Origin of the sequence: Sphingopyxis panaciterrae (genome assembly GCF_011762125.1) — a bacterium.
GTDB classification, from domain to species: Bacteria; Pseudomonadota; Alphaproteobacteria; order Sphingomonadales; family Sphingomonadaceae; genus Sphingopyxis; species Sphingopyxis panaciterrae.
The window spans coordinates 153,641-173,624 of sequence record NZ_JAASQN010000006.1; the positions used below are offsets into that span (position 1 = coordinate 153,641).

A 19,984-nucleotide genomic window follows, 5' to 3' on the forward strand; every position below is an offset into this window, starting at 1 on the left:
CATCAGTTCCGCGGTGCCTGCCGCCGATAGCTCAAGGCCTCGGCAATATGGATGCGCCCGATCGTTTCGGCGCCAGCCAGATCGGCGACCGTCCGCGCGACCCGCAGCATGCGCGTATAACCGCGCGCCGACAGCCGCATCGCCTCGGCCGCCTGTGCGAGCAGCCCCCGCCCCGCCTCGTCGGGGGTCGCGACCGCTTCGAGCAATTCGCCGTCGATTTCGGCGTTGGTCCGCGCCTTGTGCCCCGCATAGCGCGCGGTCTGCACGGCGCGCGCCGCGGCGACGCGCGCCGCGACTTCGGCGCTGCCCTCGGCCGGCGGCGGCAGGACCAGGTCGGCGGCGCTGACCGCCTGCACGTCGACGTGCAGGTCGATGCGGTCGAGCAGCGGACCCGACAGCTTGGCCTGATAATCGGCGGCGCAGCGCGGCGCGCGGCTGCACGCGAGCGCGGGATCGCCGAGATGGCCGCAGCGGCACGGGTTCATCGCCGCGACGAGCTGGACGCGCGCCGGAAAGGTCACATGCGCGTTGGCGCGCGCGACGCTGACCTCGCCCGTCTCGAGCGGCTGGCGCAGCGAATCGAGCACGCCGCGCTGGAATTCGGGCAGTTCGTCGAGGAACAGCACGCCGAGATGCGCGAGGCTGACCTCGCCCGGCCGGACACGCAAGCCCCCGCCGACGAGCGCGGGCATCGACGCCGAATGATGCGGGGCACGGAACGGCCGCGCCCGGACGAGGCGCCCGCCGTCGAGCCCGCCCGCGACCGACGCGATCATCGACACTTCGAGCGCCTCGCCGGGGGTGAGGTCGGGCAAGATGCCCGGCATGCACGCCGCCATCAGCGACTTGCCCGCCCCCGGCGGACCCGACATCAGCAGATTATGTCCGCCGGCCGCCGCGATTTCGAGCGCGCGTTTCGCCGTTTCCTGCCCCTTCACCTGCGCCAGGTCCGCCGCGCGCACCGGCGTCTCAACCTCGCCCGCCACCGGTGGCGAAAGCAGGGCGCCGCCCTTGAAATGCCCCAGCAGCGAAAGAAGGTCGGGCGCGCCGAGTACCTCGACATTGCCGGCCCACGCCGCCTCGGACCCCTGGGCGGCGGGGCAGATCAACCCCCGCTCGACGCTGCCCGCGTGGATCGCGGCAAGCAGCACGCCGGGCGACGGCGCCACCCGGCCATCGAGGCCAAGCTCGCCGACGACCACATAAGAGGCGAGCGTTTCAGAATCGACGACCCCCATCGCGCCAAGCAGCGCGAGCGCAATCGGCAGGTCATAGTGCGACCCCTCCTTGGGCAAGTCGGCGGGCGACAGGTTGACGGTGATGACCTTGGGCGGAAGCGACAGGCCGATCGCGGCGATCGCGGCGCGCACGCGCTCGCGGCTTTCGCCGACCGCCTTGTCGGGCAGGCCGACGACAACGAAGCGCGGCACGCCGGGCGTGATCTGGCACTGCACCTCCACCCCCCGCGCGTCGATGCCGAGATAGGCGACGGTAGAAACGATTGCGACCATGATCCCCCCCGGAACGGCGATGATGTCCACCCTTTGTTCCCGTGCCTTCTTAACCCCGGCAGCGCGAAGGTCGAGTCTTTTCGGAAGTTGGCGAAGGTGCCGCGTAGCGTGGCATCATTTGCACATTTGACAACATACCAACCAGTCGGTATGTAGATTCGCATGACGACGAATCAGCCTCCATCTGTCCCTTCGGCGCCCCGGCGCACGCCGCGCGCCGCCGCCGCCCGCAATGTCCCCTCGGCGGGCGGCGGCACCCCGGGAGCAGGCCGCGCCCCGCGCGGCAGTGCACGCGACAAGCTGATCGCCGCCGCGCACGCCACGGTGCGCCGGAAAGGTTACGCCGCGACGACCGTCGACGAAATCTGCGCGGTGGCGGGCGTCACCAAGGGCGCCTTCTTCCATCACTTCACATCGAAGGAAGCGCTGGCAATCGCGGCCGCCGAAGGCTGGACCGAACGCGCCCGCCCGATGTTCGAAATGCCGCCGCACACCAAGCTGGATGATCCGCTGGGCCGCCTGCTCGGCCATATCGATTTCCGCTTTTCGATGCTCGACGGCCCTGTCGAGGATTTCACCTGCTTCGTCGGCACCATGGTGCAGGAAGCCTATGGCACGAGCCCGGCGATCCGCGCCGCGTGCGAGGCAAGCATCAACGCCTATTGCGAAGCGCTGGCCCCCGACATCGAGGCGGCAATCGCGCGCCACGGCGTTTCGCACGGGGTCAGCGCGATCAGCCTCGCGCGCCATGTCCAGGCGGTGCTGCAAGGCGCGTTCATCATGGCGAAGACCACCGACGATGCCGCCATCGCGCGCGACAGCGTCACCCACCTGAAGCGTTACATCCTCATGCTGTTCGGCAGAGGCTGAGCCCCCCGGAAAAGAAACGAGAGAAGAGTTCCCCCGATGTCCACCACGCCCAAGATGATCTTCGTGAACCTGCCGGTCGCCGATCTGGCCAAATCGAAGGCCTTTTATGAAGCCTTGGGCTTCACCAACGAGCCGCGCTTCAGCGACGAGACCGGCGCCGCGATGGTGTGGTCCGACACGATCTTCGTGATGATCCTGACCCACGGGAAATGGAAAGGCTTCACCGACCGGCCGATCGCACCCCGCGGTTCGAGCGAGGTGTCGCTGGCGCTCGCGATGGACAGCCGCGAGGCCGTCGACGCGATGATCGAAGCGGGCGCGGCGCATGGCGGCACCGCCGACGTCAATCCGGTGCAGGATCATGGCTTTATGTACGGCCGCGACCTGCTCGACCCCGACGGCCATGTCTGGGGCCCCTTCTGGATGGACCCCGCGGTCGCCAATGGCGAGCAGCCCGTCCCCGAAGTTGCCGCCGAGTAAAAGACAGGCGCAGCGGACGACCGGCGATCGCCGGCGCCGCGAACCAACCCGAACAACCACCCCCAAGGAGAGAGTAGATGCCCCAGATGATTTTCGTGAACCTGCCCGTCACCGACCTCGACAAGTCGAAGGCCTTTTATGAAGCCGTCGGCGCGGCGAACAACCCCGCCTTCACCGACGACACCGCCGCGTGCATGGTGGTCGAGGAAGGGTCGATCCACGTCATGCTGCTGACGCATGAAAAATGGGCGACCTTCACCTCGAAGAATATCCCCGACGCGCACACGACCGCGCAGGTGCTGATCTGCGTCTCCGCCGACAGCCGCGAAGCGGTCGATGGCCAGGTCGACAAGGCGGTCAAGGCGGGCGGCAAGGCCGACCCGACCCCGACGCAGGACTTTGGCGGCTTCATGTACGGCCGCAGCTTCGAGGATCCCGACGGCCATATCTGGGAAGTGATGTGGATGGACCCGACCGCGATCCCCGCCGGCGAACCCGCCGAAGCCGAAGCATAAAGACGATAAGGGAGGAGGAAGAGAATGACGGACCAACAAACCGGAAAGGGTCAGTTGATCGCGGGCCATGTTTTGAGCGGCCTCGTGATCCTCTTCCTCCTCTTCGATGCCGGGCTGAAGCTGGTGTCGCCCGAGACCGCGATCAAATACAGCCCGCCCGATCTCGGATGGCCGCTCGACGTCCCCACGATGACGATGCTGGGGCTCCTGCTGCTGATCCCGACCCTGCTCTATATCTGGCCGCGCACGGCGATCCTGGGTGCGATCCTGATCACCGGCTATCTCGGCGGCGCGATCGGCACCCATGTCCGCATCGGCAGCCCGCTGTTCAGCCACAGCCTGTTCGGCGTCTACCTTGGCCTGATGCTGTGGGGCGGCCTGTGGCTGCGCGATCCGCGCCTCCGCGCGCTGATCCCGCTGCGGGCAGGAGCGAGCGCATGAGCTTTCAGGCCTATATCGACAATGTCGAGGCGAAGACCGGCAAATCGGCCGGCGAATTGAAGAGCATCGCGATCGGCAAGGGCCTCGCCAACGAGGACGGCCTTGCCCCTGGCGTCAAACCCGGCGCGATCATCGACTGGCTGAAGAGCGACTTCGACCTGGGCCACGGCCACGCGATGTCGATCGTCGCCTGGATCAAAGGGAAGAGGAACTAGGTCATGCCGGTCGATAGCGATGCCGCAATCGAGATCACCGCCTATAAGGCCGTGCCGTCCTTCGCCTACGGACGCATCAAGGATATCCGCATCCGCTGGGCGCTGGACGAAATCGGCCTGCCCTATCGTGCGCGCCTGATCGACGGGATTTTCGAGGACAAGCCACAGGATTATATGGCGGACCAGCCCTTTGGGCAGGTGCCGGTCTATAAGGAAAACGGCCTGACCTTGTTCGAATCGGGTTCGATCCTGATCCACATCGGCGAAAGGGACGAGCGTCTGTTGCCGCGCGATGCCAAGGGCCGGGGGCGGGCCATCAGCTGGGCGATCGCGGCGCTCAACAGCGTCGAACCGATGATCCAGACATTGGTCATACTGACCGTCAAGGGACAGGGCACCGATTGGCTCGCCGGATCGATGGAAGCGGCAAAACCCTTTGCCGAACAACGCCTCGCCCGATTGGCGCAGGCGCTGGGCGACCGCGACTGGCTCGAAGATCGTTTCTCGATCGGCGACATCGTGATGATCGACGTGCTGCGCAATGCCAATCCGCAGCTGCTGGCGCCGCATCCCAATCTGGCCGCCTATGTCGCGCGCGGCACGTCGCGCCCGGCCTTTCAAAGCGCGATGGCGGCGCATCTGGCCGACTGCGCGGTCGGCGAACCGCTGCCCGCCTGAAACTCACGCTCAACGGAGGAGAGATAGCCATGCCCGTAAACCCCGACAGCAAGATTGAAGTCACCGCCTTCGACTGGGTTCCCGATTTCGCGCGCGGCTATGTCCGCGATCTGCGCCCGCGCTGGGCGTGCGAGGAAATCGGGCTCGATTATGCCGAGCATCTGATCAGCGCGATCAACCGTCCGGCCGACCATTTCCTGTTCCAGCCGTGGGGGCAGGTGCCGGTGCTTAACGACGGCGGCATCCGCCTGTTCGAAAGCGGCGCGATCCTGCTCCACCTCGCCGAGAAGGATGCGCGGCTGATGCCGCGCGACCCGCAGCAGCGCGCGAACACGCTCGCCTGGCTGTTCGCGGCCTATAACAGCGTCGAGCCGATGCTGTTCGAACTCGGCAATGTCGATATTTTCTCGACCGACGAGGAATGGGCGAAGCTGCGCCGGCCGAGCCTGATCGAGTTCATTCAGGGCCGGCTCGGCCGCCTCAATGACGCGATCGGCGACAAGGACTATCTGACGGGCGAATTCAGCGTTGCCGACATCGCGATGGCGACCGTGCTGCGCGAAGCCGTCGAAGCGGGGCTGATCGCTGAACAGCCGCGATTGCAGGCGTATTTGGGTCGCTGCCTCGCCCGACCCGCCTTCCAGCGCGCGATGGACGCGCAGCTGGCCGCCTTCAGCGAAGAAGCGGGTCCACCCGCCGCCTGAAAACTCCTCCCACCCCCCAAGGAGAGACAAGATGACCTATGTAGAAGGATTTGTGGTCGCGGTGCCGACCGCCAACAAGGAAGCCTATCGCAAGCACGCCGCCGACGCGGCGCCGCTGTTCAAGGAATTCGGCGTGAGCCGGATGGTCGAATGCTGGGGCGACGATGTGCCCGACGGCAAGGTCAACGACCTGAAAGGCGCGGTGCAGGCGAAGGACGACGAGACCGTCGTGTTCAGCTGGTTCGAATATCCCGACAAGGCGACGCGCGACGCCGCGAACGCGAAGATGATGAGCGACCCGCGCATGGAGGCGATGGGCGGCGAGATGCCGTTCGACGCGAAGCGGATGATCATCGGCGGTTTCGATTCGATCGTCGACGACCGCGCGGCGGGCCAGACGAGCTACGTCGATGGCTATGTCCTGCCCGTCCCCGACCGCAACAAGGAAGCCTATCGCGCGATGGCGCGGAAGGCGTCCGAAGTGTTCCGCGACTATGGCGCGACGCGCGTCGTCGAGGCGTGGGGTGACGATGTCCCCGACGGCAAGGTCACCGACTATGCCCGCGCCGCGCACAAGCAGGACGGCGAGACCGTCGTCTACAGCTGGGTCGAGTGGCCGGACAAGGACGCGCGCACCAAGGGTTGGGAAAAGATGATGACCGACGAACGGATGAAGCACGATCCCGACAACAACCCGTTCGATGGTGCGCGCATGATCTATGGCGGCTTCGCGCCGATCGTCGAGGCCTGACTTTGCTCCTCCCTGTCGCGGAGCGATGGGGAGGTGGCAGCCCGTAGGGCTGACGGAGGGGCGATGGCGCACCGTCGCCGCCCCTCCACCACCGCCTGCGGCGGCGGTCCCCCTCCCCATGGCTGCGCCACAGGGAGGATCAGAGGAGAGACCCGATGACCGGCACCCAAAAGAGAGAAACGCGCACCGCATCGTGCCAATGCGGCGCGGTGAACCTCGAACTCACCGGCAAGCCGATCATGGCGGCGACCTGTTATTGCCAGAGCTGCCAGACGGCAGGGCATGGGTTCGAAGCGCTTCCCGGCGCGCCCGCTGTGGTCGGCGCCGACGGCGGCACGCCCTATCTGCTCGTCCGCAAGGATCGGGTCGAATGGCTGTCGGGATCGGACCAGCTTGGCGAACATCGGTTGACCCCCGATTCGCCGACGCGGCGCTTCGTGGCGCGATGCTGCAACACGCCGGTCGCGCTCGAATTCACCAAGGGCCATTGGCTGAGCGTCTATTCGGCGCGCATCCCCGAAAGCGAACGCCCGGCGCCCGAGATGCGGACGATCGTCGGCGACCGCCCCGATGGCGTCGAGCTGCCGGACGACGTCCCCAATTACCGGACTCCGTCGGGCAAATTCATGTGGCGGCTGCTGACCGCGTGGATCGCGATGGGTTTCCGCGCCCCGCCGCTCGAGGCGACGCCCGGCTACAGGAGTTGATCATGGAACATCTGTCCTTCCCCAATGAAAGCGCCGCATATCGTGCGGCGCGGATCGCGCTGCTCGACGAGGAGATTGCGCTCCGCCGCCAGATCGAGGCAGTCGCGGCGCAGCGCCGCACGCTGCCCCCGGGCGGTGAGATCCCCGAGGATTACAGCTTCGAGCGGATCGGTGCTTATCAGCGCCCCGAGCGGGTGACGCTGTCCCAATTGTTCGGCGACAAGCCCAGCATCATCGTGCAAAGCTTCATGTTCGGCCCCGAACGCGACAAGCCGTGCAACGGCTGCACCCATATGCTCGACGCGATCGACGGCGCCGCGCGCCATGTCGGCCAGCGCGCGCCGCTCTATGTCGTCGCCAAGTCGCCGATCGCGCGGCTCGAAGCCTGGGCGAAGGACCGGCGCTGGCCGCACCTCGTCTTTCTGTCCGACGTCGACGGGCGTTATTCGGCGGATTATTTCGGCGACACGTCGAAAATCAGTGACGCCAAGCGCGCCGAACGCGGCATGAAACCCGATGAGAATTGGGACGAGACGATCTTCAACGTCTTCCGCAACGACGGCGGCGCCATCCGCCACGTCTGGGCCAGCGAAATGGCCTATGCGCCCGATGATCCGGGCCAGCATCATCGCGCCGGCGACCTTGTCGATCCGCTGTGGGGCCTGCTCGACATGACGCCCGAGGGGCGCGGCGACTGGTTTCCCAGCCTGACCTATTGAACCGGACAAAGGAGAGAGACGATGACCGAGGCTGCCAATTTCATCTGGTACGAACTGATGACGAGCGATCCGGCCGGTGCCGCCGCCTTTTACGGCGCGGTGGTCGGCTGGAATATCCCCTCGCAAGGCGATGCCACCGCGGGCGGGGTCGATTACCGCATGATCGGGCGCAGCGACGGCGGCAACGCAGGCGGGATGCTCGCGCTCGATGCCAATATGCTCGCGGGCGGCGCGCGGCCGATCTGGCTCGGCTATCTGCATGTCGATAACGTCGATGCGGCGATCGAGGCGATCAAAGCCGACGGCGGCACCGTCCAGATGGGGGCGATGGACATTCCGGTCGGGCGCATCGCGATGGTCACCGACCCGCAGGGCGCGCCCTTCTATATCATGGACCCGGTCCCGCCCGAGGGCGGCGGCGAAAGCGACGTCTTTTCGGTGACCGAAGCGCAACGCGTGCGCTGGAACGAACTCGCGACCAGCGACCCCGACGCCGCCATCGCCTTTTATAAAAAGCATTTCGGCTGGGGCCAGGAAGGGCAGATGGAGATGGGCGAACATGGCGCCTATCGCTTCATCCAGCGCGGCGATGTCGGGCTGGGCGCGATGATGCCGCTGATGGAGGGCTATCCCGCCCCGATCTGGAGCTTCTACATCGGCGTCGACGATATCGACCGCGCGCACGCCGCGATCACCGCGAATGGCGGCACGATCACCAACGAACCGATGGAAATCCCCGGCGGCGAATATGCGATGAACGGCATCGATCCGCAGGGCGCCGCCTTCGGCCTCGTCGGCCCGCGCAAATAGCGCGGACCGGCACCCTTCGAGGGGGCAGGAAAGGAAAGCATGATGACCGGTACCCGAAAGCTGATCCCCGCCGAAGAGCTGGTGCGGCGGCGCCAACCGCAGTCGACGCCGAACGAAAGCGCCGAATATCGGGCGGCGCGCGAAGCGTTGCTCGTCGAGGAGATCGAACTGCGCCGTCACCTGGCGCGCGTCGCGGCGCAGCGGCGCGCGCTGCCCCCCGGCGGCGCGGTGACGCAGGATTACCGCTTCGTCGGCGCCGATGGCGAGGTCGGCTTCGCCGAACTGTTCGGCGATCATGACACGCTGTTCGTCTATGGCATGATGTACGGTCCCGAGCGCAAGCAGGCGTGCCCAATGTGCACCGCGACGGTGGCGAGTTGGGACCCCGAGGTGCCGCACCTTGAACAACGGATCGGTTTTGCGATCGTCGCCCGCTCGCCCTATCCGCGCCTCGCCGCCTTCGCGCGCGAACAGGGCTGGAATCATCTGAAGCTCTATGCGGACCCGAGCGGCGATTTCTGGCAGGATTATATCGGCGAGACCCGCGACGACGACATGGCGGGATACAGCGTCTTCACGCGCAAGGGCGGCACGATCCGCCATTTCTGGAGCGTCGAGGGCGGCCCCGATATCGCCGATCCGGGACAGGACCCGCACGGCGCCCCCGATCCGAACCCGCTGTGGAACCTGCTCGACCTGACCCCCGAAGGACGCGGCACCGACTGGTATCCCAGCCTGAGCTATGACGACGCCTGAACCGGCAAGGAAAAGGAGAGAAACGATGGACAATCAGGGACCGACGAGCGGCCTGACCCCGCATCTGGCGATCGCCGACAAGCGCGGCGCGCAAGCGATCGACTTCTACGTCAAGGCGTTCGGCGCGATCGAGAATATGCGCATGCCCGCCGACGACGGGGTGCGGCTGATGCACGCGCACCTGACGGTCAATGGCGCATCGCTGATGCTCCACGACGAATTTCCCGAATATGTCGATAACGAAAGCTCGCCCCCCAATGGGGTGACGCTGCACCTGCAGGTCGACGACGCCGACGCGTGGTTCGAGCGCGCGGTCGCCGCCGGCGCGACGGTGATCATGCCGCTCGACAATATGTTCTGGGGCGACCGCTATGGTCAGATCAAGGATCCGTTCGGCCATAGCTGGTCGCTCGGTACGCCGATAAAAGGAGAGAAATGATGTCCGGAAAAGCAACCCTGTGCCTGTGGTACGACAAGGACGCCGAGGAAGCGGCGCATTTCTATGCCGCAACCTTCCCCGACAGCCAGGTCGGCGCGGTCCACCGCGCCCCCGGCGACAACCCCAGCGGCAAGGAAGGCGATGTGCTGACCGTCGATTTTACCGTGCTCGGCTTTCCGTGCATCGGCCTCAACGGCGGCCCCGCCTTCCAGCACAACGAAGCCTTTTCCTTCCAGGTCCACACCGACACGCAGGAGGAAACCGATCGGCTGTGGAACGCGATCACCGGCAATGGCGGCGCCGAAAGCATGTGCGGCTGGTGCAAGGATAAATGGGGCGTCAACTGGCAGATCACCCCGCGCGTCCTGACCGACGTGATGACCAACCCCGACAAGGCGGCGGCCAAGCGCGCCTTCGACGCGATGATGGCGATGAAAAAGATCGATATCAGCGCCATCGAAGCCGCGATCAAGGGCGAAGCCGTTGGCGCGGCGTAGCCCTGCGCCCTTCGCATGGGCGCTCTGCGGCACGCTCGACATCGTCTATGCGGCGGTGTCGAGCGTGGTGCAGGGCGGCACCGTCTCCTCCATGCTGCACGCGGTGGCGAGCGGGCCGTTCGGCGACGGTGCGCGGACGTGGGGGATCGGCGGCGACATCGCCGGGCTCGCGACGCATTATGCGATCATGGGCGCGATGGTCGCTTCATGGTTCTTCGTCGCGCGGCGCTGGTCCGCGCTCACCGCATGGCCATGGTGGCTGACCGGCACCATCTACGGCCTGATCCTCTATTATATCATGAACGGGGTCGTCCTGCCGCTGCGCTTCGGAATGCCCTTCCCGCCCGCCGATCTTATGAAGGGTGCGATCGCGCTCTTTCCCCACATCGTCTTCGTCGGCTGGCCGCTCGCCTGGCTGACGCGCCAGGATAACCGCCGATGATGATCTTCTATGGCCACCCCTTCTCCTCCTATACGTGGAAGGCGCTGATCGCGCTTTACGAGAAGGGGATCGATTTCGACTATCGCTCGGTCGACCCCGCCTTTCCCGACCATATGCCCGAACTCAGGGCGCACTGGCCGGTCGGCCAGTTCCCGCTGCTCGTCCACGACGATATCCCTTATTTCGAATCGTCGATCATCATCGAATATCTCGACCATCTGGTTCCCGAACCGCGGCTGATCCCGCAGGACTTCGATGCCGCGCTGAAGGTCCGCCTGTTCGACCGCGTCTTCGACCATCATGTGATGGGCCGGATGCAGGCGGTGGTGGCGGATGCGATACGCGGTACCGAAAATCATGTGCCGATGATCGTCGAGCAGGCGAAGGCGGCGCTCGACACTATCTACGCCTGGCTCGACAAGGAACTGGCGGGCGGCGGCTGGGCGACGCCCTATGGCTTTACGCTGGCGGATTGCGCCGCGGCACCGTCGCTCTTCTACGCCGACTGGGTTCACCCGATTCCGGAAGCGTACGAGAATCTCCGCGCCTATCGCGCTCGCCTGCTCGCACATCCGTCGATGGCGCGCTGCGTCGAGGATGCCCGGCCGTACCGCGCCTATTTCCCGCTCGGCGCGCCCGACCGCGATTGATCATTAGCATTGTCGCGGGCGGCCGTCCCGAAATGGCACGGCGGGCGCGAAGAGGTTAACGGGGCGCTGACGTTGCCGCTTTGCATTTTGGCAAGTGCGCGCGCGCGAAAGCGGCCCTATGGTCCGACCGCTCGCCCTCGTCCGCACGCTGATCATCGCCGCTTTCGCGGCGGTGCTGGTGTTCGCGCCGGCGCATGCACAGCAGTTCGTCACCGTCACCACGACGACGGTGACGTGGAGCTATGACGATGCCGACGCCGCCGATGACGGCAGCGTCATCGATGAGGACAGCGCGCTGCTCGACGACGAAGCGCTCGCCGGCGACGCTGACGTCCAGGGTTCCGGGGGCACGACCCGCCGCTATGCCCCCGGCCGAACCCTTGCGACGCTCGGCCATGCCAAGGCGAATTTCGGTCCGTTCGCGGTGATCGACGCGACCACCGTCCGCATGGCAGGCGATGTCGACGGCGCGACGCCGCGCCAGTTCGCGGCGATGCTCGCGGCCTTTCCGGGCCTCAAGCGGATCGAGATGGTCGACTGCCCCGGCAGCCTCGACGAGGAAGCGAATCTGATCCTCGCCCGCGCGATCCGCCGCGCGGGGCTCGAAACAATCGTCCCCGCCGGCGGGTCGGTGCGCTCGGGCGCGGTCGAACTGTGGCTCGCCGGCACCCGGCGCAGCGCCGCGCCCGACGCCCAGTTCGGGGTCCACAGCTGGGCCGACGAATATGGCCGCGAGGCGAATGATTATCCCGCGAACGACCCGGTGCACGCCGAATATCTCGGCCTCTACCGCGAAATGGGGATAGACGGCGCCAAGGCGCGCGAATTCTATGCGCTGACCAACAGCACCCCGTTCGACGACGTCCGCTATCTGACGCGCGACGACATGGCGCGCTTCGTCACCCTGAACTGAGGCTTGCGGCGGGGCGGGGCGGTTGCGGCCGGTTCCGGTCATTCCCTTCACCGTCACCCCGGACTTGATCCGGGGTCCCGCTTGCTCTCGAAAACAGCAGATGACTTCAAAAAAAGCGGGATCCCGGGTCAAGCCCGGGATGACGAAAGTGGGTGGAGCCTATGTCCACTCCTCACCCCAAAACCGCCATCCGCGCCCGTCCTCCAAAACCATCTCCCACCCCCACGACGTGCCTTATCCTTGTAACACGCCGCCTGCCTCCCCACATCGTCCCCATGGCGAAGCGAAGCCTCTATCAGCGGATGCGGTCGAACGCGCAGATACGTTCGGGCCTCTTCTGCCTCGGCATCCTGCTGATGATCGTCGCGGTGATCATCGGGCCGCTGCCGGGCCCGGGTTTCCTGATCGTCTTTCCCATCGGCATGATGCTGTGCCTGCAGAACAGCTCTTGGGCGAAACGCGTCTATGTCCGCTTCAAACGGCGCCATCCGCGCTATGGCGACTGGACCGACCGGGTGATGCGCCGGGTCAGCGCCGCGCGGCGGCGGGCGCGGGTGCGCCTCGAAAGAGCCATGGATGACGATTGACTTTCATCCGACTCTCGCTTATCCGCGCCTCCATCAGTGGCCGCCCACGTTTGGCGGCCCTTTTCTGTTAGAGCCTTTGACGAGATTTAGGGACAACCGCGATGAAGCGTACCTTTCAACCGAGCAACCTCGTACGCGCCCGTCGCCACGGTTTCCGCGCCCGCAAGGCGACTGTCGGCGGCCGCAAGATTCTGGCCAACCGCCGCGCCCAGGGCCGCAAGAAGCTGTCGGCCTGATCGCTGACCCTTCTGCGCCAGCGCCAGGTTCCGGGCTGGTGCGAACGCTTTCAAAACGCAGCGAATTTCTGGCCGCGAACCGCGGCCTTCGCTTTCCCATGCCCGGTTTCGTCCTGCTCGTCCGCCCGCGCGGCGACGATGATGATGCGCTGGGCATCGGATACACCGTCAGCAAGAAGGTCGGCAATGCCGTCACGCGCAACCGGATGAAGCGCCGGCTGCGCGCGCTCACCCGCGCGGCGCTGCCCGAATCGGGGATCGCGGGCGCCGACCATGTGCTGATCGGCCGCCCCGGCGGCAACGACATCGTCTTTGCCGAACTCGGCGAACATCTGGCATCGGCGCTGGCGCGCGCGGCGAAGAAGCTGGCGAAATGAAGCACTGTCCTACAATATCTGGCCGGGTTAGCGTGCGGGCATGATCGCGACATCATCCCCCCGGCAAACGCCATTTCAGTGTGAAGTTGCGCGGTTTTCCAACGTTTTTCATCTTTCGCCCATTCTCTCCCATCGTCACCCCGGACTTCATCCGGGGTCCCGCTTGGCGAGGGTGAAGAGCGGGCCCCCGGATCAAGTCCGGGGTGACGGAATTTGGACGGTTCAGTGTGAAGTTGCGCAGTTTTCCGGGCTTTCCGCATGATCGCCCGCCTGCTCATCCTGATCGCGCGCGGCTGGCAGATCGGCCCCTCGCGCATCCTGCCGCCGACGTGCCGCTATGCGCCGTCGTGCAGCGAATATGCGATTGTCGCCTTGCAGCGCCATGGTGCGATCAAGGGTGGCTGGATGGCGACAAAGCGGCTATTGCGCTGCCATCCTTGGGGCGGTCATGGCTACGACCCGGTGCCGTAATAGCGAATATCCCGACATTGAGACGAAGAGAGACCAACGAGCGTGGACGACAAGCGTAACCTGATCGCGGCAATTCTTTTGTCGGTAGCCATCCTCTTGGGCTGGAATTTCGTCGCGACGAAATTTTTTCCGACCCCCGCGAAGCCCGACGTGACCAAGACCGTCGCCGGCACCGGCGGCGCGCCCGCCGCGACCCCCGCCGCGCAGGGCCAGCCCTCGGCCTTGCCGGCGCCGGGTGCGCCCGCCGCCGCCGCAGCGCCCGCAGCGATCCGCCCCATCGAAACGGTGCTCGCCGAAGGACAGCGCATCCCGATCGAGACCCCGACGCTGTCGGGTTCGATCAACCTCGTGGGCGCGCGCGTCGACGACATCACGCTCACCCGATATCGCCAGACGATCAAGAAGGATTCGCCGCCGGTTCGCCTGTTCGCCCCCGGCGGCACGTCGGCCGCCTATTTCACCAGCCTCGGCTGGTCGGCGCAGGGCGTACAGGTTCCCGGACCGAATACGGTCTGGACCGCGACGGGGACGAAACTGACCCCGGCGACGCCGGTGACGTTGAGCTGGGCGAACGGCGCCGGCCAGACGTTCCGCATCGAATATAGCATCGACGCCAATTATCTGATCACCGCGAAGCAGACGATCGCGAACAGCGGCACCGCGCCGGTCAATGCGAGCAGCTTCGCGCTGATCGACCGCCTCGGCAAGCCGACCGATCCGCACGAAAAGGACAGCTGGACGATCCATATCGGCCCGACCGGCTATCTGGGCGGCAAATCGGTGTTCGACGTCGATTATGACGATGTCGAGGAAGCGCCGAACCGTGCCGTGCGCTATACGTCGGCGGGCTGGCTGGGCTTTACCGACAAATATTGGCTCGCCGCGATCGTGCCGGCGAAGGGCGAACGCGTCACCGCCGCGATCAGCTCGCCCGCTGCCAATAATTACCAGACGCTGTTCGCGCGCGACTTTGCACAGGTCGCGCCGGGCAAGCAGGTGACGACGACCAGCCGCATCTTCGCCGGGGCGAAGGAAGTCGGCATCCTGTCGAAATATCAGGACGATCAGGGCATCCCGCGCCTGTCGAACGCGATCGACTGGGGCTGGTTCGAATTTTTCGAGGTGCCGATCTTCAAGCTGCTCGACTGGCTGTTCAAGCAGGTCGGCAATTTCGGCGTCGCGATCATGCTGCTGACCCTGATCATCCGTACCCTGATGTTCCCGATCGCGCAGCGCCAGTTCGGGTCGATGGCGCAGATGCGCCTGATGCAGCCGAAGATGAAGGCGCTGCAGGAAAAATATAAGGACGACAAGCAGCGGCAGCAGCAGGAGCTGATGAAGCTCTACAAGGACGAGAAGATCAATCCGCTCGCCGGCTGCCTGCCGATCGTCATCCAGATTCCGATCTTCTACGCGCTGTACAAGGTGCTGATGCTGACGATCGAAATGCGGCACCAGCCGTTCATCCTGTGGATCAAGGATCTGTCGGCGCCCGACCCGCTGCACATATTGAACCTGTTCGGGCTGCTGCCCTTCACCCCGCCGTCGCTGCTCAGCATCGGCATCCTCGCGCTGATCCTCGGCATCACCATGTTCCTGCAGTTCCGCCTGAACCCGCAGTCGGCGGATCCGGTGCAGCAACAGGTGTTCAAGATCATGCCGTGGATGTTCATGTTCATCATGGCGCCGTTCGCGGCGGGCTTGCTGCTTTACTGGATCACCAACAACTGCCTGTCGATCGCGCAGCAGCAGTGGATGTATCGCAAGTTCCCGCAGCTGAAGGCGGCCCCGGCGAAATAGGAACCATTCTCATCGGCGTGTGTCCCTGCGAAGGCAGGGACCCATCTCCGGTGGCTTCGGATTTCACCAACAGGAGATGGACCCCTGCCTTCGCAGGGGTACGGCATATGACTGATACCGACATCGACCCCCTTCTGCCCGAACGGGCGCGCAAGCTGTTTTCGGGGCCGATCGCCTTCCTGAAATCGGCGCCCGCGTTGCAGCATCTGCCGGCGCCGGGCGTGCCCGAGATCGCGTTCGCGGGCCGCTCGAACGTCGGCAAGTCGTCGCTGCTCAACGCGCTGACGAACCGGAACGGGCTGGCGCGCACGTCGGTGACGCCGGGACGGACGCAGGAACTCAACTATTTCGATGTCGGCGCGGATCCGCTGATCTTCCGCCTCGTCGACATGCCCGGCTACGGCTTTGCCAAGGCGCCGAAGGATATCGTCAAGAAATGGCGTTTCCTGATCAACGATTACCTCCGCGGCCGTGCGGTGCTGAAACGCACGCTCGTGCTGATCGACAGCCGCCACGGGATCAAGGAGGTCGACCGCGACGTGCTCGAAATGCTCGACACCGCGGCGGTCAGCTATCGCATCGTCCTGACCAAGGCCGACAAGATCAAGGCCAGCGCGCTCGCCGAGGTTCAGGCCGCGACCGAGGCCGAAGCCCGCAAGCACCCCGCCGCGCATCCGCAAGTGATCGCGACGAGCAGCGAAAAGGGGCTGGGCATCGCCGAGCTCCGGACCGCGGTGCTGGAGGCGGTGGAGAGTTGACGGACGTGCTCCCCTCCCGCAAGCGGGAGGGGCAGCGAGACTTGCGAACTTCGTTCGCTAGTCGCAGCGGGGTGGGCCTGTCGACGGCAGGAGCTCGCTTCGCTCGCGCCAACCCCCAACCCCTCCCGCCTGCGGGAGGGGAGTTTCGGAGACCCCATGAAACTCTTCCTCGGCAACAAGGCCTATTCCAGCTGGAGCCTGCGCGGCTGGCTGGCGGTCAAGCACAGCGGCCTGCCGTTCGAGGAAGTCACCGTCCCGCTCTATGACGAGGAATGGAGCAATCGCCGCGAGGGCGACGAGTTCGCCCCGTCGGGCGGCAAGGTGCCGATCCTGTGGGACGGCGACGATATCGTCGTCTGGGACAGCCTGGCGATCATCGATTATCTCAACGAAAAAACCGGCGGGACGAAGGGCTATTGGCCCGAAGACATGGCGGCGCGGGCGATGGCGCGGTCGATGGCGGCCGAAATGCATTCGTCGTTCGCCGCGCTCCGCCGCAACCACAGCATGAACATCCGCCGCATCTATCCCGCGACCGAACTGCTTCCCGAAGTGCAGGCCGACGTCATCCGCATCTTCCAGATCTGGGCCGAGGCGCGCGCGCGGTTCGGCGGCGAAGGCGATTATCTGTTCGGCGGCTGGTCGGCGGCCGACATCATGTTCGCGCCGGTCGTCACGCGCTTCATCACTTACTCGATCCCGCTGCCGCGTTTTGCCGCCGCCTATGCCCAGGCGGTGATCAGCCATCCATGCATGCAGGAATGGATCGGCGGCGCCCAGGCCGAGGACTGGGTGATCGAACAGTTCGAAGGGCCGGTCGAGGGGTAGGAAGCATCGGGTTTCGGCTGGAAGCTGCCCTATCCATCATCGTCACCCGGGACTTGATCCGGGGCCCCGCTTGATGTCGAAAACGGCCGGCACCCTCAAAAAAAGCGAGATCCCGGGTCAAGCCCGGGATGACGAGGGGTGAGGGCGGGAAGCGGATGATAGCTGCCGTTTCCGTCGTGTACCCCGGCGAAAGCCGGGGACCAGGGCGGTACCACGCAACGTCGGCTTTCTAACACTCTGGGCCCCGGCTTTCGCCGGGGTACTCGGTAGGCTGGACGAATGCCCGCTCACCACCCCGAAGCCGCCGCGCCGGACAAGACCCGTTACGGAATCCGCGTCACCGGATAGGGCGTGCCGTCCTTGTGGAAATAGCCGTCGGGGCCGAACAGCATGTCGATGTCCGAATAGCCGCCGCCGGTGTCATATTTCTTGCCCCCGCCCAGCGCGACGAAGACGCAGTCGGTGTCCGATTCATTGACCAGATGATGGCCATTGGTGCTGCCCTTCGGCCACACCGCGATATCGCCCGGCCGCATCGGCGAGCGGCCGTCGTCCTCGATCAGCATGGCTTCGCCCGCGATCATCACGAGCATCTCGTCCTCGCCGTCGTGCCAGTGGCGCTGCGACGACCAGGCGCCGGGTTTGAGCACGACATGGCTCGCCGCGAAATCGTCGATGCCGGCGGCGGGCGCGAGGCGGCGGTACCAGCGCCCCTGTACCGCATCGCTATAGGGCGCGGGATAGCCGGTGGCGTTCGTCTGCTGGATGGTGTCGAGATCGAGTTTGGGCATGATGCAGTCCCTTGTTTGTTCTTTCTTTGTTTCGCACAAAGCCGCGGCGATGCAAAGTCTCGACTTGGCATGGGTCGAACGCGTAAGGGAGCGGCATGAGCACGACCATCGACCCCGTCGACCTCGCACAGGCGCTGATCGCCGCACCGAGCATCACCCCCGCAACGGGCGCGGTCTTCGACGTGATCGAGGCCGCGCTGACCCCGCTCGGCTTTACCGTCGAGCGTTTCATCGACGGCATCGAGCCCGACGGCCCGGTCGAGAATCTGCTCGCGGTGCGGACGGGCAAGGGGCCGAAACATTTCGGCTTTGCCGGCCACCTCGACGTCGTGCCGCCGGGTGTCGGCTGGAGCGGCGACGCCTTCTTTCCCGAAATACGCGGCGATCTCCTCTATGGCCGCGGCGCGGTCGACATGAAGGGTTCGATCGCGGCGTTCGTCGCGGCGGCCGCCCATACCCCCGCCGAAGCCGGGACGATCAGCCTGATCATCACCGGCGACGAGGAAGGCCCCGCGATCTTCGGTACCCGCGCCTTGATGGAGCATATGGAAGGACGCGGCATCCGTCCCGACATGATCGTCGTCGGCGAGCCGACGTCGGTGAACCGGCTCGGCGACATGGTGAAGGTCGGGCGGCGCGGATCGGTCAATATCTGGATCGACGTGCCTGGGACGCAGGGGCATGTCGCCTACCCCCACCTCGCCGACAATCCGATCCCCAAGCTGGTGCGCATCATGGCGGCGATCGACGCGGTGGCGCTGGACGCCGGTACCGACTGGTTCCAGCCGTCGAATATCGAATTTACCGATATCGAAGTCGGTAACGGCGCGACCAACGTCATTCCCGCCTCGGCGCGCGCGCGGCTGTCGATCCGCTTTAACGACCAGCAAAAAGGCTCCGAACTGGTCACGATGGTCGAGCGGATCGCGCACGAGGTCGAACCCGCAGCCAAGGTGCTGGGCAAGATTTCGGGCGAGGCCTTCCTGACCCCGCCCGGCGATCTGTCCGCGCTGGTTGCCGAAGCGATTCATGCGGAAACCGACATCATGCCAGAGATGTCGACAACCGGCGGCACGTCGGACGCGCGCTTCCTGCATGCACTGTGCCCGGTGGTCGAGTTCGGACTGACCAATGCGACGATGCACAAGCTCGACGAGGCGGTGGCGGTGGACGATCTCCACACCCTGACCGCCATCTATCGCGGCATATTGATGCGCGCGCTCGCGGGTTGAAAATATCTCACGCAAAGGCGCAAAGGCGCGAAGAAGAAAAAACTCACACAAAGACACAAAGAGGGCGCGCCTTCACCCGTACTCCTGCTCCAGCATCGCGCGAAGCGCCTTATAGAAGTCGCCTGCGGCGACGGGCAACAACCGCTATGTGACGCGCCCTCTTTGTGTGAAACTCTTTTTCTTATCTTCTTCGCGCCTTTGCGCCTTTGCGCCTTTGCGTGAGACTATTCCTCGCGCGCCCGCCGCAGGATGACATAGACCGCGCCCGCCCCGCCATGGCTGATATGCGCGGGGCGCAGCGCGACGATCTGGTCGGCGTAGGACGAGTAAGCGAGCCAGTCAGGGAGCGAAGCGCGGATCGCGCCGCGCGGGCGCGGGTCGCCGTGCATCACCGGCAGACGGTCGGCGCCCGGACGCAGCCTACCTGCCACGACCAGCAGCACCCGCGCGCCGCGCATCAGCCCGCGCCCGATCGCCTCGTCGAGCAGCGCCTGCGCCGAGGCCAGCGTATGGCCGTGGAGGTCGATGCTGAGATCGGGGCGGACGAGTCCCTTGCGGAGCCGGCGGTCCCAATGGCCATCGAGCGTCGCGGCCTGATGCGTGCGGCGCGGTGGCGGGAGTTTCGCGAGGGGCCGCGGGGCGGCGGCGGGCGCCGCTGTCAGGCGCGGCGTCTGCTTGGGCGGGCTGACGGTCGGCGGCGCGGCGGGCGCGAGCGGGGCCTTCGCCCTTGGCAACGGCTTGACGGTCGCCGCCACCTTTTTCCACAGCGCCGTTTCATCGGGATCGAGGCGCCGCGGCATCGCAGC

General features: G+C 65.7%; 28 protein-coding genes. 25 read left to right on the forward strand and 3 right to left on the reverse strand.

The features are described 5' to 3' along the window. Positions 1–2 precede the first annotated feature (2 nt). Positions 3–1,511, reverse strand: coding sequence for a YifB family Mg chelatase-like AAA ATPase (locus FHR22_RS18710; RefSeq protein WP_166945337.1), 1,509 nt, complete (start codon positions 1,509–1,511; stop codon positions 3–5). Between the two features lie 162 nt (positions 1,512–1,673). Between FHR22_RS18710 and FHR22_RS22580 the strand changes: the two genes are divergently transcribed. The 24 genes from FHR22_RS22580 to FHR22_RS18830 all read left to right on the forward strand — a co-directional run bounded on the left by FHR22_RS22580 (position 1,674) and on the right by FHR22_RS18830 (position 17,155). Next, a complete protein-coding gene (locus FHR22_RS22580; protein ID WP_166945199.1) occupies positions 1,674–2,381 on the forward strand; it encodes a TetR/AcrR family transcriptional regulator in 708 nt (235 codons plus the stop codon). Positions 2,382–2,417: 36 nt separating this feature from the next. After that, positions 2,418–2,861, forward strand: coding sequence for a VOC family protein (locus tag FHR22_RS18720; RefSeq protein WP_166945200.1), 444 nt, complete (start codon positions 2,418–2,420; stop codon positions 2,859–2,861). A gap of 77 nt (positions 2,862–2,938) precedes the next feature. After that, complete coding sequence (locus FHR22_RS18725; protein ID WP_166945201.1) at positions 2,939–3,376, forward strand: VOC family protein; 438 nt, start codon at positions 2,939–2,941, stop codon at positions 3,374–3,376. A 24-nt stretch (positions 3,377–3,400) separates the two neighbouring features. After that, on the forward strand, positions 3,401–3,817 hold the full coding sequence (locus FHR22_RS18730) for a DoxX family protein (RefSeq protein ID WP_166945202.1): 417 nt from the start codon (positions 3,401–3,403) through the stop codon (positions 3,815–3,817). Beyond that, the gene (locus FHR22_RS18735; protein ID WP_166945203.1) at positions 3,814–4,032 is read left to right on the forward strand and encodes a DUF4287 domain-containing protein; all 219 of its coding nucleotides are present in this window, start codon (positions 3,814–3,816) and stop codon (positions 4,030–4,032) included. Before FHR22_RS18730 ends, FHR22_RS18735 begins: the two co-directional genes overlap by 4 nt. Positions 4,033–4,035: 3 nt before the next feature. Then, positions 4,036–4,710 (forward strand): glutathione S-transferase family protein, encoded by a 675-nt coding sequence (locus FHR22_RS18740; protein ID WP_166945204.1) that lies wholly within the window; start codon positions 4,036–4,038, stop codon positions 4,708–4,710. A gap of 29 nt (positions 4,711–4,739) precedes the next feature. Next, on the forward strand, positions 4,740–5,414 hold the full coding sequence (locus FHR22_RS18745; protein ID WP_166945205.1) for a glutathione S-transferase family protein: 675 nt from the start codon (positions 4,740–4,742) through the stop codon (positions 5,412–5,414). Between the two features lie 31 nt (positions 5,415–5,445). After that, the gene (locus tag FHR22_RS22800; protein WP_166945206.1) at positions 5,446–6,165 is read left to right on the forward strand and encodes a DUF1428 domain-containing protein; all 720 of its coding nucleotides are present in this window, start codon (positions 5,446–5,448) and stop codon (positions 6,163–6,165) included. 155 nt (positions 6,166–6,320) lie between these two features. Next, the gene (locus tag FHR22_RS18755) at positions 6,321–6,872 is read left to right on the forward strand and encodes a GFA family protein (protein WP_166945207.1); all 552 of its coding nucleotides are present in this window, start codon (positions 6,321–6,323) and stop codon (positions 6,870–6,872) included. A gap of 2 nt (positions 6,873–6,874) precedes the next feature. After that, on the forward strand, positions 6,875–7,591 hold the full coding sequence (locus tag FHR22_RS18760; RefSeq protein WP_166945208.1) for a DUF899 family protein: 717 nt from the start codon (positions 6,875–6,877) through the stop codon (positions 7,589–7,591). A gap of 21 nt (positions 7,592–7,612) precedes the next feature. Next, on the forward strand, positions 7,613–8,401 hold the full coding sequence (locus FHR22_RS18765; protein WP_166945209.1) for a VOC family protein: 789 nt from the start codon (positions 7,613–7,615) through the stop codon (positions 8,399–8,401). A gap of 42 nt (positions 8,402–8,443) precedes the next feature. Beyond that, positions 8,444–9,157, forward strand: coding sequence for a DUF899 family protein (locus tag FHR22_RS18770; protein WP_166945210.1), 714 nt, complete (start codon positions 8,444–8,446; stop codon positions 9,155–9,157). Positions 9,158–9,182: 25 nt separating this feature from the next. Continuing rightward, complete coding sequence (locus tag FHR22_RS18775; protein ID WP_166945211.1) at positions 9,183–9,596, forward strand: VOC family protein; 414 nt, start codon at positions 9,183–9,185, stop codon at positions 9,594–9,596. Beyond that, positions 9,596–10,093, forward strand: coding sequence for a VOC family protein (locus tag FHR22_RS18780; protein ID WP_166945212.1), 498 nt, complete (start codon positions 9,596–9,598; stop codon positions 10,091–10,093). The genes FHR22_RS18775 and FHR22_RS18780 overlap by 1 nt, the downstream gene beginning before the upstream one ends. Next, positions 10,080–10,535 (forward strand): hypothetical protein, encoded by a 456-nt coding sequence (locus tag FHR22_RS18785; protein ID WP_166945213.1) that lies wholly within the window; start codon positions 10,080–10,082, stop codon positions 10,533–10,535. The genes FHR22_RS18780 and FHR22_RS18785 overlap by 14 nt, the downstream gene beginning before the upstream one ends. Continuing rightward, positions 10,532–11,185, forward strand: a complete 654-nt coding sequence (locus FHR22_RS18790) for a glutathione S-transferase family protein (protein WP_425057473.1) — start codon at positions 10,532–10,534, stop codon at positions 11,183–11,185. The genes FHR22_RS18785 and FHR22_RS18790 overlap by 4 nt, the downstream gene beginning before the upstream one ends. A 118-nt stretch (positions 11,186–11,303) precedes the next feature. Next, entirely contained in the window at positions 11,304–12,098 is a 795-nt protein-coding gene (locus FHR22_RS18795) for an alpha/beta hydrolase (protein WP_166945214.1), read from the forward strand. A 275-nt stretch (positions 12,099–12,373) separates the two neighbouring features. Next, positions 12,374–12,685 carry a PGPGW domain-containing protein gene (locus FHR22_RS18800; RefSeq protein ID WP_243853851.1) on the forward strand — a complete coding sequence of 104 codons (312 nt, stop codon included), beginning with the start codon at positions 12,374–12,376 and terminating at the stop codon, positions 12,683–12,685. Between the two features lie 101 nt (positions 12,686–12,786). Next, entirely contained in the window at positions 12,787–12,921 is a 135-nt protein-coding gene (rpmH, locus tag FHR22_RS18805) for a 50S ribosomal protein L34 (RefSeq protein WP_039570342.1), read from the forward strand. Positions 12,922–12,959: 38 nt separating this feature from the next. Then, the gene (gene rnpA, locus FHR22_RS18810; RefSeq protein ID WP_166945215.1) at positions 12,960–13,298 is read left to right on the forward strand and encodes a ribonuclease P protein component; all 339 of its coding nucleotides are present in this window, start codon (positions 12,960–12,962) and stop codon (positions 13,296–13,298) included. Positions 13,299–13,556: 258 nt separating this feature from the next. Beyond that, complete coding sequence (gene yidD, locus FHR22_RS18815; RefSeq protein WP_166945216.1) at positions 13,557–13,769, forward strand: membrane protein insertion efficiency factor YidD; 213 nt, start codon at positions 13,557–13,559, stop codon at positions 13,767–13,769. 42 nt (positions 13,770–13,811) lie between these two features. Continuing rightward, positions 13,812–15,569 carry a membrane protein insertase YidC gene (yidC, locus tag FHR22_RS18820; RefSeq protein ID WP_166945217.1) on the forward strand — a complete coding sequence of 586 codons (1,758 nt, stop codon included), beginning with the start codon at positions 13,812–13,814 and terminating at the stop codon, positions 15,567–15,569. 107 nt (positions 15,570–15,676) lie between these two features. Beyond that, positions 15,677–16,327: a ribosome biogenesis GTP-binding protein YihA/YsxC gene (gene yihA, locus FHR22_RS18825; RefSeq protein WP_166945218.1), complete on the forward strand. Its 651-nt coding sequence runs from the start codon at positions 15,677–15,679 to the stop codon at positions 16,325–16,327. 156 nt (positions 16,328–16,483) lie between these two features. Then, positions 16,484–17,155: a glutathione S-transferase family protein gene (locus tag FHR22_RS18830; RefSeq protein ID WP_166945219.1), complete on the forward strand. Its 672-nt coding sequence runs from the start codon at positions 16,484–16,486 to the stop codon at positions 17,153–17,155. Between the two features lie 323 nt (positions 17,156–17,478). Here FHR22_RS18830 and FHR22_RS18835 read toward each other — a convergent pair whose 3' ends face one another. Next, complete coding sequence (locus FHR22_RS18835; RefSeq protein ID WP_208417801.1) at positions 17,479–17,946, reverse strand: cupin domain-containing protein; 468 nt, start codon at positions 17,944–17,946, stop codon at positions 17,479–17,481. 95 nt (positions 17,947–18,041) lie between these two features. Here FHR22_RS18835 and dapE point away from each other — a divergent pair, with 95 nt between their 5' ends. Then, positions 18,042–19,178 (forward strand): succinyl-diaminopimelate desuccinylase, encoded by a 1,137-nt coding sequence (gene dapE / locus FHR22_RS18840; protein WP_166945220.1) that lies wholly within the window; start codon positions 18,042–18,044, stop codon positions 19,176–19,178. Between the two features lie 224 nt (positions 19,179–19,402). Here dapE and FHR22_RS18845 read toward each other — a convergent pair whose 3' ends face one another. Next, positions 19,403–19,978 carry a Smr/MutS family protein gene (locus FHR22_RS18845; RefSeq protein WP_166945221.1) on the reverse strand — a complete coding sequence of 192 codons (576 nt, stop codon included), beginning with the start codon at positions 19,976–19,978 and terminating at the stop codon, positions 19,403–19,405. Positions 19,979–19,984: the final 6 nt, after the last annotated feature.